Source organism: Edwardsiella tarda ATCC 15947 = NBRC 105688 (genome assembly GCF_003113495.2).
In the GTDB taxonomy this organism is placed as follows: Bacteria; Pseudomonadota; Gammaproteobacteria; order Enterobacterales; family Enterobacteriaceae; genus Edwardsiella; species Edwardsiella tarda.
This window is the reverse complement of the sequence record NZ_CP084506.1, coordinates 2,046,719-2,059,191: the sequence shown is the minus strand read 5'-3', so window position 1 is coordinate 2,059,191 and position 12,473 is coordinate 2,046,719. Positions and strand designations below refer to the sequence as shown.

10 protein-coding genes, 2 tRNA genes and 2 other RNA genes are annotated in these 12,473 nt (G+C 56.3%); 3 read left to right on the top strand and 11 right to left on the bottom strand.

Annotated features, from left to right (window positions below; translation table 11 throughout):
• Positions 1 to 13: 13 nt before the first annotated feature.
• From DCL27_RS09560 to DCL27_RS09520, 9 genes are all read right to left on the bottom strand, one after another.
• Positions 14 to 442, bottom strand: coding sequence for a pyrimidine (deoxy)nucleoside triphosphate diphosphatase (locus DCL27_RS09560; RefSeq protein ID WP_005285128.1), 429 nt, complete (start codon positions 440 to 442; stop codon positions 14 to 16).
• Positions 439 to 1,248 (bottom strand): exodeoxyribonuclease III, encoded by an 810-nt coding sequence (gene xthA, locus DCL27_RS09555; protein ID WP_005285131.1) that lies wholly within the window; start codon positions 1,246 to 1,248, stop codon positions 439 to 441. Before xthA ends, DCL27_RS09560 begins: the two co-directional genes overlap by 4 nt.
• Positions 1,249 to 1,337: 89 nt before the next feature.
• A complete protein-coding gene (locus DCL27_RS09550; protein ID WP_005285134.1) occupies positions 1,338 to 1,907 on the bottom strand; it encodes an LOG family protein in 570 nt (189 codons plus the stop codon).
• A gap of 167 nt (positions 1,908 to 2,074) precedes the next feature.
• A non-coding RNA gene (locus DCL27_RS09545) (RtT sRNA) lies at positions 2,075 to 2,211 on the bottom strand.
• Positions 2,212 to 2,396: 185 nt separating this feature from the next.
• Positions 2,397 to 2,525: non-coding RNA, RtT sRNA (locus DCL27_RS09540), on the bottom strand.
• Positions 2,526 to 2,571: 46 nt separating this feature from the next.
• Positions 2,572 to 2,656: transfer RNA gene (locus tag DCL27_RS09535), tRNA-Tyr, on the bottom strand.
• 78 nt (positions 2,657 to 2,734) lie between these two features.
• Positions 2,735 to 2,819: transfer RNA gene (locus DCL27_RS09530), tRNA-Tyr, on the bottom strand.
• A gap of 152 nt (positions 2,820 to 2,971) precedes the next feature.
• Entirely contained in the window at positions 2,972 to 3,820 is an 849-nt protein-coding gene (gene purU / locus DCL27_RS09525; protein WP_005285141.1) for a formyltetrahydrofolate deformylase, read from the bottom strand.
• A gap of 105 nt (positions 3,821 to 3,925) precedes the next feature.
• Entirely contained in the window at positions 3,926 to 4,408 is a 483-nt protein-coding gene (locus DCL27_RS09520; protein ID WP_228594424.1) for a YchJ family metal-binding protein, read from the bottom strand.
• 217 nt (positions 4,409 to 4,625) lie between these two features.
• On the opposite strand from DCL27_RS09520, the gene rssB reads away from it, so the two are divergent.
• Together rssB and galU are read left to right on the top strand one after the other, a co-directional pair.
• On the top strand, positions 4,626 to 5,684 hold the full coding sequence (gene rssB, locus DCL27_RS09515) for a two-component system response regulator RssB (RefSeq protein WP_035599315.1): 1,059 nt from the start codon (positions 4,626 to 4,628) through the stop codon (positions 5,682 to 5,684).
• 218 nt (positions 5,685 to 5,902) lie between these two features.
• Complete coding sequence (gene galU / locus DCL27_RS09510; RefSeq protein ID WP_005285150.1) at positions 5,903 to 6,814, top strand: UTP--glucose-1-phosphate uridylyltransferase GalU; 912 nt, start codon at positions 5,903 to 5,905, stop codon at positions 6,812 to 6,814.
• Positions 6,815 to 7,091: 277 nt separating this feature from the next.
• Here galU and hns read toward each other — a convergent pair whose 3' ends face one another.
• On the bottom strand, positions 7,092 to 7,502 hold the full coding sequence (gene hns, locus DCL27_RS09505) for a histone-like nucleoid-structuring protein H-NS (protein WP_005285153.1): 411 nt from the start codon (positions 7,500 to 7,502) through the stop codon (positions 7,092 to 7,094).
• 507 nt (positions 7,503 to 8,009) lie between these two features.
• Here hns and tdk point away from each other — a divergent pair.
• Positions 8,010 to 8,600 (top strand): thymidine kinase, encoded by a 591-nt coding sequence (gene tdk / locus DCL27_RS09500; RefSeq protein ID WP_005285158.1) that lies wholly within the window; start codon positions 8,010 to 8,012, stop codon positions 8,598 to 8,600.
• A 782-nt stretch (positions 8,601 to 9,382) separates the two neighbouring features.
• Here the strand turns inward: tdk and adhE are convergent.
• Positions 9,383 to 12,052, bottom strand: coding sequence for a bifunctional acetaldehyde-CoA/alcohol dehydrogenase (adhE, locus tag DCL27_RS09495; RefSeq protein ID WP_035599312.1), 2,670 nt, complete (start codon positions 12,050 to 12,052; stop codon positions 9,383 to 9,385).
• Positions 12,053 to 12,473 lie beyond the last annotated feature (421 nt).

Genomic DNA, 12,473 nt, shown 5'->3' with positions numbered 1-12,473 from the left:
CCGGAGTGAGGCGTTACGCATCGCGCGCGAAGCGCGCCAGCCGCGCCAGATAGGCCTGCAGCAGCGGGAGATCCGCAGGCGCCAACGGATAGTCCAGCGCCTGTTGTGGCGTGACCCAGTGCAACGCGGCGTGCTCTCGCGCCTGGGGCTCACCCGCGTCGGGCTGTACCCGCCAGGCATGCAGATGAATGCGCCGGCCTGGCTGGAGTAGGGTGCTGCTGGCGACATAGTCGCTTACCTGGCAGGCTAGCCCTAGCTCCTCCTCCAGTTCACGCTGCAACGCCTGAGGCTGGCTCTCGCCCGCCTCGACCTTCCCGCCGGGAAACTCCCACAAGCCAGACTGATCCTGGCTGGCGCCACGCTGCGCCAGCAGGATACGCCCCTGTCGTTCGATAATCGCCGCGACGACATGCAGGATCTTCTCCGCTCCCTGCGCCGTCATGATAACGTGAACTCGGCCCAGATCGGGGCATGGTCGGAGGGCTTCTCCATCGCCCGGATCTCATAGTCGATGCCGCTATCGACGCAACGCTGTGCCAGCGGTTGGCTGGCGAGCAGCAGATCGATGCGCAGCCCACGGTTATCGTCGAAACCTTTGGAGCGGTAATCGAACCAGGAGAAGCGGTCGTCGCGCTCGGGATGGGCTTGACGATAGGTGTCGACCAGTCCCCAACTCAGCAGGCGATCCATCCAGGCCCGCTCCTCCGGCAGGAAGGAGCATTTGCCGCTACGCAGCCAGCGGCGGCGGCTCTCGTCGCCGATACCGATGTCGATGTCGGCCGGGCTGATGTTCATATCGCCCATGATCAAGACCTGATCCTGCGGGGTCAGCGACTGTTGCAGGTAATCCTGTAGATCGGCATAGAACTTGCTCTTGGCCGGGAACTTCAGGGGATGGTCGCGACTCTCCCCTTGCGGGAAATAGCCGTTGATGACGGTTAACACGCCCTGTTCCGTCGGGATATCGGCCATGATGATACGCCGTTGGGCATCCTCAGCGTCGCCTGGAAAGCCCTTGCGTACCGCCAGCGGCGCCATGCGAGTCAATAGGGCGACGCCGTAGTGTCCTTTCTGGCCATGGTAATGCAGATGGTAGCCGAGCGGGGCCAGATCCTGGAGCGGGAACATATCGTCGTGAACCTTGGTCTCTTGTAGACCGATCACGTCCGGATTATGTTTCTCCACGATCGCCGCCAGCTGATGGGGACGGGCACGCAGCCCGTTGATGTTGAAAGAGATAAACTTCATGGATTCTGGCCGTTGAATAAGGGTGCCCGCATGGTAGCAGATGGCGGGCGTTAGCTGAACCTTGCGCTCAGTAGGGGTATTGCCGTGGGTTACTCCCAGCGGCTCAGATGATGCGGTTGGTAATCGTCGAAGGCGCGCAGCAGGCTGGCCGGATCGTCATCGTGCAGCAGGGTCGCGAGGTAGGGGGGACGAATAAAGCCTTCGTCGGCGCTGTAACGCAGGAAGTCGCGTAGACGGCGATAGTAGTCGCCGACATCCAGCAGGCCGACCGGCTTGTCGTGGCAGCCGATCTGTCCCCAGGTCCAGATCTCGAACAGCTCCTCCAGGGTGCCGATGCCGCCCGGCAGGGCAATGAAGCCATCGGAGCGTGCCGCCATGCGAGCCTTACGCGTGTGCATGTCTGGGACGATCTCCAGGGAGGTCAGGCCGTGGTGGGCGGTTTCCGCCTCAACCAGTCGCTGCGGGATGACGCCGTGTACCTCGCCGCCCGCCGCCAGCGCGGCGTCAGCCACGACGCCCATCAATCCCTTGCGACCACCGCCATAGACCAGTGTTCGCCCCTGGCGGGCGAGGGTCTGGCCCAGCTGGCGTGCCGTGGCGACATAACGTTCAGCGACACCGTCGCTGGCCCCGCAAAAGACACAAATCGCATTACGCATCCCATCACTACCTTAATTTACCGACAAGCTGTGAGGTATAACGAATGTGGCGCGGGATGGCAAGCCTGACGGTGTGAGGCCGCGTTTGGCGAGCCGCTACGGTCGTCTGGATCGGGTTCTGGTTTGATATAGGCGTTTGGGATGTCTAGCAGAGAACAACAGAAGAATGGTGGTGGGGGAAGGATGACTCGCCGCGTTGCGGCTCGCCCTACGGGCCGTTGCCTGCGGCAACGTTGGTCGCGCGTTGCTCGACGCGAACCGAGGTTCCCGGTCATGCGGCTATCTTGTTCGCCATTTTGCCCCTGGGCAGTGCTCGAAATCCTCACGTACGACCAGTACGCTCCGGTTTCTGCGCGCTGTCCGTGTGCCAACTGGCTTCACCGATAACGCCGCTTGGCCGGGAACCTTGTCGAAGGTTCTCACCTTCCCCGAATTGGGTTCTGGCTTGATATAGGCGTTTGGGATGTCTAGCAGAGAACAACAAAAGAATGGTGGTGGGGGAAGGATGACTCGCCGCGTTGCGGCTCGCCCTACGGGCCGTTGCCTGCGGCAACGTTGTCTCGCGTTGCTCGACTCGAACCTTGTCGAAGGTTCTCACCTTCCCCGGATCGGGTTCTGGCTTGATATAGGCATTTGGGATGTCTAGCAGAGAACAACAAAAGAATGGTGGTGGGGGAAGGATTCGAACCTTCGAAGTCTGAGACGGCAGATTTACAGTCTGCTCCCTTTGGCCGCTCGGGAACCCCACCATTTGGGGATGATATTGCTAACCGGTCACACCGGACGCCGGGCTAGGGCGTTTTACGATACCATTTCGAGAGAAGAAATGGTGGTGGGGGAAGGATTCGAACCTTCGAAGTCTGAGACGGCAGATTTACAGTCTGCTCCCTTTGGCCGCTCGGGAACCCCACCAGATTGTCGCGCTTCGTTATCAGCGGAAGCGGGGCGCATAATAACAAATCGCGCCGCGCTGTAAAGGGTTGCGTAAGAAAAAAAAATCGTTTGCCGTTTTTTTGCCCGCACTGTTGTGCGGGCGTACAAAAAACAGAGAAAAAACGAACAAATCAAAAAATTACTGTGCGATTACCGCAGACGAACACCCGTTGTGCCAACACGCGGTAGAGGGCGCGGCTCAGCACATTTTTTTCCACATCTCGCCCCGCGCGGATCATCTCCTCGGCCGTGTAACTGTGGTCGACATGGATCACGTCCTGCATGATGATCGGCCCCTCATCCAGATCGTTGTTCACGAAGTGCGCGGTGGCGCCGATGATCTTCACCCCGCGTTGATAGGCTTGGTGATAGGGGCGCGCACCGATAAAGGCCGGCAGGAAGGAGTGATGGATATTGATGATGCGATTCGGGTAGCGCGCGACGAAACCGGGCGTGAGGATGCGCATATATTTGGCCAACACCACATAGTCGGGTGCCAGGCGATCGATCTGTTCGGCGACGGCATCGTCGTGTGCCTCGCGGCTCAGCCCGTCGTGGCTGACCAGGATGAAAGGGATCGCGAACTTTTCGACTAACGGTTGCAAGGTGGCGTGGTTAGCGATGACCGCGGCAATCTCGATATCCAGATCGCCGAAGGCACTCTTGATCAGCAGATCACCCAGGCAGTGCGCCTCCTTGGTGACCAGGATGACTACCCGTTGCCGAGCGGTGGCGATGATTTCACGCTCGGAGCCTGCTGGTAGGGCGCCATCCAGATCGGCGAGCAGGGTCTCATCGTTGAAGATCCCTTCTAGCTCGGTACGCATGAAAAAACGCCCGCTATGGTGATCGACAAACTCGTTATTCTGGATGATGTTGAGTTGATGCTTGTAACAGATATTGGTGATCTTGGCGATCAGCCCCTTGGCGTCTGGGCAGGTGGTACGTAGGACTTTGCGTTGAATAACGGGGTGTGACATAGGTTTGCATCCTTGTTGTGTCGCCGTGGTGGCCGGGCACACCCCGCCATGGCGCCTAAGCGCCGCCGATCGGCACCGTTGCGCCGCACGGTGGCGGGACTCTGCCTAGCGTCCGCAGCATTTTTTATATTTGTTCCCACTGGCGCAGGGACAGGGGTCGTTACGTCCTACCTCCGGCCGGGGCCCGTCGACATAGTACCAAGTGTGATGCAGATTCAGAAAACGTGAACGCTCGTGAATTGCGCCGTTTCTATTAGTTGAGGGAGTATGGAAACGGGCGATAAATTCGACATAGCCTTCGTGTTCGTTCTGACCCGGCGAGCAGGCGATAATGCGTAACCCCAGCCATTCGGTATCGGCGAAGCTGGCGCAGATGGCCGCGCGTTCGGCCGCCATGCCACAATCGGGATGCCAGCTGGCGATCAGATAGTCGGCATTGTGGGTCACAAAGGCGCTATAACGCGAGCGCATCAGCTGTTCCGGGGTACTGGCCGGGAGTGAGCCATCGAGGCGTGGCGCGCAGCACGCGGCGAAGGTGAGTGTGCTGCCACAGGGGCAGGGGGCGGTGTGGGCGATCGGTGACATCATAGCTATAACCATTTGCAACTATTGGTGAGAAAAGATGAGCATAATAGCGCGAGGACTCTATGCTGATCATAATAACTAATAATAATGCTGAATAAGTTAATTCTGATTTTATGAAAAGTGCGTTAAATCGCGCAGTATAGAATATTTTTACTGGCCGTCAGGGCATTCGTACCGGTATTGAACCACACTAGGATCAGATGAGTAGGAGGGGCCGGCCATGTCACAGGTGCTCACCAATAAACAGATCATGATCGTCGATGATGATGCGGTGTTCCGCCGTATGTTGTGCGGCTATCTGGAGGCGCAGGGGGCCGGAGTGACGCAGGCGGAAAATGGGCGCCAGGCGTTACGCCTGTATGAACAAAATCGTCCCGATCTGATCCTGTGCGATCTGGCGATGCCGGAAATGGATGGTGCCGACTTTCTTCGTCATCTGCGAATGCGGGGCCAGCGGACGCCCGTCGTGGTGATTTCGGCGACCGAGTCGGTCAGCGACATCGCCCGCGTGATGCGTCTGGGGGCCAAGGATGTATTGCTGAAACCGGTGCGTGACCTTGACCGTCTGCGTCAGATGCTCTTGGCCTGTCTCTATCCGGCGTTGTTTGACTCCTTGGCGCTGGAGGAGGATGCCCTGAGTCACGATTGGGAGGTGTTGTTGCACGATCCCGCACGGGCCGTGCGCCTGTTGCGTCAGTTACAGCCACCGGTGCAGCAGGTAGTGGCGGGCTGTCGGGTCAATTACCGTCAACTGACCGATCCGGCCAGCTGCGGTTTAGTGCTGGATATGGCCGCGCTGTCAGCGCATGAGATGGCGTTTTACTGTTTGGATGTGACGCGTAGCAGTGAGTATGGCGTATTGGCGGCATTGATGATGCGCGCCATCTTTAACGGCTTATTACAGCAACAGATGATCACCCATCGGCGGCCACTACCGCATATTGCCGCCGTGTTGAAGCAGGCAAACCAGTTGCTGCGGCGGGCGGGATTCATTGGGCAATTCCCGATGTTGGCGGGGTACTATCATGCGTTGACGGGGAATGTCCTGATGGTTTCCGCAGGCCTGCATGCTTGTCTGGAGGCCGAGGGGCAGACGGTGCAACTAAACGGCGGCGTACCGTTGGGGACGCTGGGGAGTACGCCGATGAACCAGTTGTGCTTGCGTAGTCGCCGTTGGCAGTGCCAGATCTGGGGGAGCGGTGGGCAATTACGCTTGATGTTGACCGCCCCTGACCATCACCATGCCTTGCCTACATTGTGTCAGGCGCAGTCGTCATAAAGGCGATCCTCCTTTCTTATTTTTCGGCATTTTCTGCTACTCTTGCGGCTAACGCTCGGCGTTATTTTGTACGCTGTCGCTTGTTTATCCACTTGATATCAAATATAGATGAAAGAAATGCGTAGGATTACCGAACTGGTATACTCGCAGACAGTTTAGTACTCATATCGTTCGGTTATGGACGGGCGAACAATGCGTCATCTGTAGAGAGAGGTTGTATGTCAACGTCAGTGAGAAAAGTAAAAAAAGCGGTTATCCCGGTCGCAGGGCTAGGGACGCGCATGCTGCCGGCAACGAAAGCAATTCCTAAAGAAATGTTGCCGTTGGTAGATAAACCGCTGATCCAATACGTGGTCAATGAATGTATTGCCGCCGGTATTAATGAAATTATTTTAGTAACGCACTCATCTAAAAACTCTATCGAGAACCACTTCGATACCAGTTTCGAACTGGAAGCCATGCTGGAAAAGCGTGTTAAGCGTCAGCTGTTGGCCGAGGTGCAGGCTATTTGTCCCAAGCACGTCACTATTATGCAGGTGCGTCAGGGACTGGCCAAAGGTTTAGGTCATGCCATTCTGTGCGCTCATCCGTTGGTGGGTGATGAACCTTTCGCCGTGGTATTACCAGATGTTATTTTGGACGAATATAGCGCGGATTTGAGTAGCGATAACCTGAGTGAGATGTTGCGTCGTTATGAATCTACCGGTGCGAGCCAGATTATGGTGGAGCCGGTGCCGATGGAAGATGTCTCTAATTATGGGGTGGTCGACTGTAATGGCACACAATTGGCCGCAGGCGAAAGCGTGGCGATGAGAGCCGTGGTAGAAAAGCCGCCGCGTGATAAAGCACCGTCTAACCTCTCCATTGTTGGGCGTTATGTTCTTTCTCCGGACATTTGGCCGTTACTCTCTAAAACCCCGCCGGGAGCCGGTGAAGAGATTCAGTTGACGGACGCTATTGCCATGTTGCTGAAGAAGGAAACCGTCGAGGCTTATCACCTGAAAGGGCGTAGCCACGACTGTGGGAATAAACTGGGCTATATGCAGGCGTTTGTCGAGTATGGTCTGCGTCATCCGGCCTTGGGTAAAGATTTTGCCGCTTGGCTCAAAGCGCTTAACTTAAGCAAGTAAGTCGATGAATAAACGTGGCGGCCATTGGCCGCCATTTTTTTTATCAGGATGCAACTAGACAAAAGTCTGGGTAGCACGAAGTTGAACTACCTCTAATTGATTAAAGTCACAAATAAGACTTTTCCTAAGACGGGGTGATGCGTTGAGCAATAATAAATAAACTGAAGAAATAATTATAGATCTTGATGGTGTGCTAAGGCGGGTCGTGTGGGGGAGTGGCATGGCGCTAGAAACAAAAATAGCCTCATTGAGAGGCTATTTTTAGGCGTATTCTGGATTAGATCAGGAAGTCGTCTAGAGACTTACCTTGCTCTTCCATTGCGGTCTTGATCACGGCAGGCGTGCGGCCCTGGCCGGTCCAAGTCTTGGTTTCGCCATTCTCGTCGACATACTGGTATTTAGCCGGACGTGCAGCGCGCTTGGTTTTACCGCCAGTGACTTTGCTGGCATTCATGCTCTGCAACAGCTCATTCGGGTCAATACCATCAGCGATCAACATTTCGCGATATTGCTGCAGTTTACGGGTGCGCTCTTCGATCTCGGCTTGTGCTTGCTGCTCTTCTTCGCGACGTTCTTTAACGACGACTTCCAGTTTCTCCAGCATCTCTTCCAGAGTTTCCAGCGTGCATTCGCGAGCCTGGGCGCGTAGAGTACGAATGTTGTTAAGAATCTTTAATGCTTCGCTCATTTTCCTAATCTCAAATTATATTGGTGGGGGCGTCATCTTTATAATAGAGTGCGCTTTTATTTAACGCAATAGTGAATTTTGTAAGATTAGCAAAATATTCGTGGGGGGAGACGAATATGTTCTTGGCTCGAATTGTTAATATTATACCCTATTATCTATATAAACCGAGACAAGCATGGGGCCTTACGGGGAGGGCTTTAGATGATGGGGCGCTTTGCCATGTATATAAATGCATCTTGTCGCTCGTCCCGCGCGTCAATTGCCGAACCGCTCATCGCTTATCCCCTCGAGTATCTCGCCAGCCGGATAACTGTTAGGTTGATCACTTATTGGCATGAATAATGCCATAATTATTCTGTGGCGTCTGCTGGATCTGTTTAGCCATTGTGCATGAGGCGTTGCGTCGCTTGCTTGCCGGTGGCGGAGAATAAGTGAGCCTCCCTCGCTGCGGCTTATATGGTAGAATCCCTCACAATTGATGACTGTTTTCCGTTTTAAGGCGCTTTGATGGCTCAACTCTATTTTTATTACTCTGCAATGAATGCAGGAAAATCTACGGCATTGTTGCAGTCCTCCTACAACTATCGCGAGCGGGGCATGCATACGCTGGTGTTCACCGCAGAAATTGATAACCGTTACGCGGTAGGGCAGATCAGTTCGCGTATCGGCTTACATTCGCCGGCGATGCTGTATAACCAACAGACTGATCTGTTTGAGGAGATCCGCCGGGCTCATCAGCAACAGAGTGTGCATTGTGTGTTGGTGGATGAGAGCCAATTCTTGACCAAGAGTCAGGTGCTGGCGCTCTCTGACGTGGTGGATGAGTTGGATATTCCCGTGTTGTGCTATGGCCTGCGTACCGATTTTCGCGGTGAGCTGTTCCCCGGTAGCCAATATTTATTGGCTTGGGCGGATAAGCTGGTCGAGCTGAAAACCATCTGTCATTGTGGCCGCAAGGCGAATATGGTGTTACGTTTGGATCAAGATGGCCGCGCCTTAAAAGATGGTGAACAGGTGGTCATCGGCGGTAATGAGCGCTATGTATCCGTTTGCCGTAAACATTATAAGGAAGCGCTCGGCGTTGCGCCGCACGCATAAGTCTGCCATATGGCTGGGGGCGTAGGCCCCAGCACGCCGCGCTGGAGATGAGGTTGGCGGTCTGCTCTCCAGCGCACATCTCTTGTCAGGCGCGAGGCTCCACTACTCGCCGCCTACGCCGCTCAGGCTTCTTACCCCCTCCTTGGCGCGGTTCTTGTGCCCCCGAGGCATCTCCACCGCTTATGTGCGCCCAAGCGCCGTATCGCGCGGCCATGAGCGCTGCGAGTGCGGAGAGCGCTCTCCGCCTGAGGGCGAGACGTGCGTAGCCGTCCGAGGCGTCGTCATCGCGCCGGTGTACTAGGCGGGCGGCGAGCGTCATGAGAAATCACTGGCAGGGCCGCGCTTGGCCGGGGAAATGCCGCTGTGATCCGTTGCCTCATCCGCCATCCGCCATCCGCTATACGCTATACGCTATACGCCATTCAGCCTGCACTATCGTTGACGGTTTCCGTTTGTCCTCATCGCTAGGCGTGCCTGGGGGGCCATCAATGGATGCCGCGTGTAGGGCGTCGTTGGCGGATTGAGAGGCCTCTCCCTGACGAGAGGGGGGCTGGCAGGCTGAGTGTGCCGCGCCGCTACAGGCGTCGGGGGAGGCGAGCATGGGGACTACTGAGGCGAGCGAGCGGCGACGGGAGGCCTTTGGCTGGGCGAATGAGGATGAGGCCGCAATCCAGCGCAGCGCGAGGGAGAGGCCATAAATAAAAAAACGGGCCGCGTTATAACGTGGCCCGTGGTGCGAGTAGGCGAATGTCACGCATTCGCCTCAGGTACGGTGCGTCGAATTAGGCTTTCTTCGCCTTCTTCTCGGCTTTCGCTGCGACGGCTTTGTCGTCCGCCTGAGCGTGCTCGACGTAATCGCGACCGTAGTAGGTGTCCAGCAGGATCTGCTTGAGTTCAGCGATCAGCGGGTAGCGCGGGTTGGCGCCGGTGCACTGGTCGTCGAACGCGTCTTCAGACAGCTTGTCCACTTTCGCCAGGAAGTCGGCTTCCTGTACGCCCGCTTCGCGGATAGAGGCCGGGATGCCCAGCTCTGCCTTGATGCTGTCCAGCCAAGCCAGCAGCTTCTCGATCTTCTGCGCGGTGCGGTCGCCCGGTGCGCTCAGACCCAGATGGTCGGCGACTTCAGCGTAGCGACGACGCGCCTGCGGACGGTCGTACTGGCTGAATGCGGTCTGCTTGGTCGGGTTGTCGTTCGCGTTATAGCGGATGACGTTGGAGATCAGCAGGGCGTTGGCCAGGCCGTGCGGGAGATGGAACTCGGAGCCCAGTTTGTGAGCCATAGAGTGACATACCCCGAGGAAGGCGTTGGCGAACGCGATACCGGCGATGGTGGCGGCGTTGTGTACACGCTCACGAGCTACCGGGTTTTTCGCCCCTTCTGCGTAGCTGGCCGGCAGGAACTCTTTCAGCAGTTTCAGGGCTTGCAGCGCCTGGCCGTCAGAGTATTCGTTCGCCAGTACGGAGACGTAGGCTTCCAGGGCGTGAGTGACCGCATCCAGGCCGCCGAAGGCGCACAGGGATTTCGGCATGTTCATCACCAGGTTGGCATCGACGATAGCCATGTCCGGCGTCAGCGCATAGTCAGCCAGCGGGTATTTCTGACCGGTCGCATCATCGGTAACGACGGCGAACGGCGTGACTTCAGAACCGGTACCGGAGGTGGTGGTGATGGCAACCATCTTCGCCTTCACACCCATTTTCGGGAACTTGTAGATACGCTTACGGATGTCCATAAAGCGCAGCGCCAGCTCTTCGAAGTGGGTTTCCGGGTGCTCATACATCACCCACATGATCTTGGCCGCATCCATCGGAGAACCACCGCCCAGCGCGATGATGACATCCGGCTTGAAGGAGTGCATCTGCTCGGCGCCTTTACGCACGATGCTCAGGGTCGGGTCGGCCTCGACTTCGAAGAAGACTTCGGTTTCGATACCGTGTGCCTTCAGCACATTGGTTACCTGGTCGGCATAGCCGTTGTTGAACAGGAAACGGTCGGTAACGATGAAGGCGCGTTTGGCACCGTCGGTTGCCACTTCTTCCAGTGCGATCGGCAGAGCGCCGCGACGGAAGTAGATAGACTTCGGAAGTTTATGCCACAACATGTTTTCTGCTCGCTTCGCTACCGTTTTCTTGTTGATCAGGTGCTTCGGACCCACGTTTTCAGAGATGGAGTTACCGCCCCAGGAGCCGCAGCCCAGCGTCAGGGAAGGCGCCAGCTTGAAGTTGTACAGGTCACCGATACCACCCTGAGAGGCCGGGGTGTTGATCAGGATACGAGCGGTCTTCATCTTCTCGCCGAAGTAGTTGACGCGAGAACCCTGGTTGTCTTGGTCGGTGTACAGGCAAGAGGTATGACCGATACCGCCCATGGCGACCAGTTTTTCAGCCTTGCTGACGGCATCTTCGAAGTCTTTGGCACGGTACATCGCCAGCGTCGGAGAGAGCTTCTCGTGAGCGAACGGCTCGGAGTCATCGACCACGCTAACTTCACCGATCAGGATCTTCGTCCCAGCCGGTACGGTGATACCGGCCATTTCGGCAATCTTCGCCGCCGGCTGACCCACGATAGCGGCGTTCAGCCCGCCATTCTTCAGGATGATGTCCTGAACGGCTTTCAGTTCTTTACCCTGCAGCATGTAGCCGCCGTGGGTAGCAAAACGCTCACGTACTTTGTCGTAGACGGAGTCGACCACGATGACAGACTGCTCAGAGGCACAGATGACGCCGTTGTCGAAGGTCTTGGACATCAGGATGGAGGCGACGGCACGCTTGATGTCAGCGGTTTCGTCGATCACTACCGGGGTGTTGCCCGCGCCGACACCGATCGCCGGTTTGCCGGAGCTGTAGGCCGCTTTAACCATGCCCGGGCCACCGGTGGCCAGGATCAGGTTGATGTCCGGGTGGTGCATCAGGGCGTTGGACAGCTCGACGGACGGCTCATCGATCCAGCCGATGATGTCTTTCGGCGCACCGGCGGCGATGGCAGCCTGCAGTACGATATCAGCCGCCTTGTTGGTGGCCTGCTTGGCACGCGGATGCGGAGAGAAGATGATACCGTTACGCGTCTTCAGGCTGATCAACGCCTTGAAGATTGCGGTAGAGGTCGGGTTAGTGGTCGGAACGATACCGCAGATCAGGCCAGTCGGCTCGGCGATGGTGATGGTGCCGAAGGTGTCGTCTTCAGACAGAATGCCGCAGGTCTTCTCGTCTTTGTAGGCGTTGTAGATATATTCGGAGGCGAAGTGGTTCTTGATCACTTTATCTTCCACGATACCCATGCCGGATTCGGCGACGGCCATCTTAGCCAACGGGATGCGGGCATCGGCAGCGGCCAGGGCGGCGGCGCGGAAGATCTTGTCGACTTGTTCCTGAGAGAAGTTAGCAAACTCGCGTTGGGCGTTTTTTACACGGGCGACCAGCGCATCGAGTTCAGCAGTATTGGTTACAGCCATGAATGCTCTCCTGATAATGTTAAACTTTTTTAGTCAATCAGCCGCACAAGGCACACAAGTATAGCTGGCGGTGTCACCTTTGCCGGGTTATTGCCGACGCCCGGGCTGCTAATTTGCTAAAACAGCTTAATCTCCGAGGTAAGGCGCTCAGGCATACAGCCGTTTCACCTTACCAAGATGGTCATCCCTAATTCATCTTTTTTGATGTAACGAAGCTTACTCATTCTTGGGTATTTGTTTTGTGATTAGGGTCACGAAAACGGCAGGCTGACTCCATTCAGCATGGTTGTTTTGATAATGATTATTAGTTACAAGAAAAAAGACAGGATTAATGGTTAAAATCACGTCGCTGGGTAGCGCACACAATGGAGAGTAGGATAGGCGGCATCTCTGGTTAAATGACAAAATTCTATGGCGGGAT